Genomic DNA, 3,487 nt, shown 5'->3' on the forward strand with positions numbered 1-3,487 from the left:
TCCGACCTCGGCCAGCGGGCGCTCCGGCCCGTCGCCGCGGGTGAGGTAGGCGCCGTCCGCGTCGGCGGAGAACGCCAGCCGGCCCACGGGGTCCAGCACGACGCCGGCCACCACCTCGCCGTCGACCTCGGCGGCCAGGGACACCGAGAACATCGCGAAGCCGTGTGTGAAGTTGGAGGTGCCGTCGATGGGGTCGACGATCCAGGTCAGCCGGGCGGCCTCACCGGTGCCGGCCTGCGCCCCGAGCTCCTCGCCGAGCACGCCGGAGCCGGGGACCGCCGTCGTGAGCGCGGCGACGAGCCGGGCCTCGGTGTGTCGGTCGTGCACGGTGACGAGGTCGTGGTGCGTGGTCTTGGCCTCGGGCCCGATGGCGGTGGGGGAGCGGAAGGCGGCGGCGAGGTCGCCGACGACCGCGCGGGCGGCGTCGAGGGCGATCGCGCGGAGCTCGGCGGGGCGGGGCAGGGCTGGGCTCATGCCCCGAGCCTCGGCGGGGGTCCGGACACGCCGGACCGCACGCGAGACAATGGGGCCGACCCCCCCGAGCAGAGGAGCCGCCATGACCGAGCACCCCCTCCCGACCCCCGACGACGACGCCACCCTCACCGGCCCGCAGACCCCCACGCCCCAGCGCGTGGCCGCCGTGCGTGCGCTGCGCGAGCTGCTCGCCGCCGGCTACGGCACCGAGGCCCGGCCGATCGCCTCCTACGGCGCCCCCGCGCCCGGCACCCTCGGCGGCGTCTACCCGGACTACGACGACCGCGTGTTCCCCGGCCTCGTGGCCGCGCAGGAGCTGGCGGGCATCGACGTCGACTACCTGCGGAACGTGGACCGGGTGAGCGAGGCCGGCATCGCCGAGGCGTCCCTGGCCGACCTCGGCACGCTGTTCACCTACCTGGTGCGCGGCGAGCGGTTCGCGGACGGGCACGTGGCCGCCGCGATCGAGAACGGCAAGGTCGGCCGCATGCTGGACCGCCTGACCGCGCTGGTCCCCGAGATCCGCTGAGAGCGCACGGTGCGGAATACTGGGCGCATGCCCGCAGCCTCCGACGCCCCCACGCCCGCGCCCCGGCGCGGCCGCCTGGCCCCTTCCGGTGACCCCACTCCCGTGGAGAACGTCGCCACGCACCTGCAGGAGGGGTGGAACCGTTGGCACCGCGCCCGCGCGCTGCGTGCCGGCAACGTGCCGACGGTCATGGCGTTCACGGGCTACGGCAGCACCAGCTGGGTGCGGATCCTCTCCCGTGTGGTGATCGCCTCCGACGAGGAGTTCATGAACGGCCGTCGGCTGTCGAAGGTGGTGGCGGACGGCGTGCGCGGCTGGCGCAACTTCGTGGCCCCGCCCATGGCCTACGCCGAGGTGGAGGTGCAGGTGGGGGACCTGCGCACCACGGTGCGCACGGACCGGATGGGCGTCGTCGACGTCGTGCTGGACGTCGAGCTGGAGCCCGGCTGGCAGACCGCCACCCTCCACGTCGGCGGCCAAGAGGAGCACGCCGTCATGGACCTGTACATCTGCGAGCCGGGCGCGCGGATCGGCCTGGTCTCGGACATCGACGACACCGTGGTGGTCACCTCGCTGCCCCGCCCCCTGCTGGCGGCCTGGAACTCGTTCGTGATCGACGAGCACGCCCGCACGCCCACTCCGGGGATCGCCGTGCTGCTGCGCCGGATCGCCGAGCTCGAGCCGAAGGCCCCCGTGCTGTACCTGTCCACGGGCGCGTGGAACGTGGCGCAGACCCTCACCCGCTTCCTGGGCCGCAACCTCTACCCGCTCGGCGCTCTGCTGCTGACCAGCTGGGGGCCCACGAGGGACCGCTGGTTCCGCTCCGGTCAGGAGCACAAGAGGGTCCAGCTCGAGCGCCTCGCCGAGCAGTTCCCGGACATCCAGTGGATCCTGGTGGGCGACGACGGCCAGCACGACCCCGAGATCTACGCCGAGTTCGCGCAGCGCCACCCCGACCGGGTCAAGGCGATCGTCATCCGGCAGCTGACCCCCTCGCAGGCGCTGCTCGCGGGCGGCCGGGCGGAGGACACCCGCCATTCCACCCCGGGCATCCCGTGGTGCTACGGCCCGGACGGGGCCACGCTGTCCAATCAGCTCGAGGACCTGGGCATCCTGCCCGTCGAGTTCGTGGACGTGCAGCCCGAGGCCTGGCGCGAGGACATCCTCGGTGATGACGAGGCGCCGGCGACCCTCGACGCCCCGGGGCAGCGCGACGGCCGGCCCGCGGACGAGGAGGCCGCCCGATGACCGCCTCGCGCTCCGTCGAGGTCCGCATCCCGCTGCGCTGGGCGGACATGGACGCCTACGGCCACGTGAACAACATCGCCGTGGTGCAGCTGCTGGAGGAGGCCCGCGTGGCGGCCTTCGGCGTGCCCGCGAACACCGGCGCCGGTGGCGGGCAGGCCCCGCCGATCGACCTCCTCGAGGGGGTGGCCCCCGGTGTGCGGACGTTCATCTCCGAGCACACTGTGAAGTACCGGGCCCAGATGCCCTACCGCCCCGTGCCGCTGCGCGTGGTGGTGAGCGTGGACGCCGTGAAGGCCGCCTCGGTGCACGTGGGCTACGCCCTGCACGACGGCGTCGACGACACCCTCTGCGCCACCGCGACGTCCGTCATGGTGTTCGTCGACGGGCAGACGGGCCGCCCCGTGCGCATCAGCCCCGAGCAGCGGGCGGCGCTGGCCGGCTGAGGTGGGCTGATGTGGGCTGCTGACTGCCCGGCAGCCGCCCAGCGACATCACCGCCGTGCAGCACGGCTGTGATGTCGCAGAGCGGAGGTCGACCGCTCGGGCTCGCCGAGTCGGGACCGGGCCCGTGGGACGGCCGTGGATCAGACCGAGCGGGGGACGCCCGCGGCGGTGAGGATCCGCGCCAGCCGGTCCGGCCGCAGGAGGTCTCCCCACGTCCAATGCGCACCCGCCCGGGTGACCAGCTGCAGGGCCACCTCCCGTTCCTTCTCCCGGCGGATGCTGGCGCGGCGGGCCGTGTCGTCACCGTCGAAGAACGACAGGTCGTACTTGCCCAGCCCGTCGAACTCCCCGTACACCCGCACCTGCTCCCACCAGAAGTCCGTGCGGGCCACCCCGCGTCCGTTCGCATCCCGGTGGCGATGCTGCAGCGCCGTGGGCGGGACGAAGCCGAGCTCGTGGATGATGGCCCGGCTGTAGGACTCGCCGGCGGATTCCGCCCGCGCGTCCGCGAAGTGCCAGGCCCGCTCGAATCGGCGGAGGGCGGCCGCTGATCCGAGTCGGCTCTCCGCCTGCCTCGCCCAGCGTGCGGCCTCCTCGGGCCAGGCTCGGACGAGCGCGTCCAGCGGGGCCACGGCGTCGCGGAACGGGGTGGCCGCGCCGAGGACCAGCAGCACCGTGGGCAGCGGATCCGCCAGGACGGTCCCGAGGCTCTGCCCGTCCGACAGGACGGCCTCGACCGGCTGAGGCGCGGCGTGGGCCGCCTCCGGCAGCCCCCACCGGGGTCGGCGGCGTG

Annotated in this window: 4 protein-coding genes and 1 pseudogene; 3 read left to right on the forward strand and 2 right to left on the reverse strand. The window is 74.4% G+C overall.

Translation table 11 applies throughout. The features are described 5' to 3' along the window. Positions 1-474, reverse strand: a 474-nt coding sequence (locus D8M29_RS09615; protein WP_305034227.1) for an inositol monophosphatase family protein, incomplete at its 3' end; no start/stop codon positions are given. 82 nt (positions 475-556) lie between these two features. Between D8M29_RS09615 and D8M29_RS09620 the strand changes: the two genes are divergently transcribed. Genes D8M29_RS09620 through D8M29_RS09630 form a run of 3 tightly spaced genes read left to right on the forward strand, consistent with a single transcriptional unit; the run spans position 557 to position 2,694 of the window. Next, positions 557-1,003: a DUF6508 domain-containing protein gene (locus tag D8M29_RS09620; protein WP_020621601.1), complete on the forward strand. Its 447-nt coding sequence runs from the start codon at positions 557-559 to the stop codon at positions 1,001-1,003. Between the two features lie 27 nt (positions 1,004-1,030). Beyond that, the gene (locus D8M29_RS09625; RefSeq protein ID WP_061866956.1) at positions 1,031-2,251 is read left to right on the forward strand and encodes an App1 family protein; all 1,221 of its coding nucleotides are present in this window, start codon (positions 1,031-1,033) and stop codon (positions 2,249-2,251) included. Then, positions 2,248-2,694: a thioesterase family protein gene (locus tag D8M29_RS09630; protein WP_002853740.1), complete on the forward strand. Its 447-nt coding sequence runs from the start codon at positions 2,248-2,250 to the stop codon at positions 2,692-2,694. The genes D8M29_RS09625 and D8M29_RS09630 overlap by 4 nt, the downstream gene beginning before the upstream one ends. Positions 2,695-2,834: 140 nt before the next feature. Here the strand turns inward: D8M29_RS09630 and D8M29_RS09635 are convergent. Then, positions 2,835-3,487 (reverse strand): annotated as a pseudogene (locus tag D8M29_RS09635) (hypothetical protein); the annotation flags it as partial.

It is taken from the genome of Micrococcus sp. HSID17227, from assembly GCF_003989405.1.
GTDB lineage: Bacteria > Actinomycetota > Actinomycetes > Actinomycetales > Micrococcaceae > Micrococcus > Micrococcus luteus.

Coding starts and splice junctions, on each gene's coding strand:
- D8M29_RS09620 (WP_020621601.1), top strand. CDS start 557: ATGACCGAGCACCCCCTCCCGACCCCCGACGACGACGCCACCCTCACC.
- D8M29_RS09625 (WP_061866956.1), top strand. CDS start 1,031: ATGCCCGCAGCCTCCGACGCCCCCACGCCCGCGCCCCGGCGCGGCCGC.
- D8M29_RS09630 (WP_002853740.1), top strand. CDS start 2,248: ATGACCGCCTCGCGCTCCGTCGAGGTCCGCATCCCGCTGCGCTGGGCG.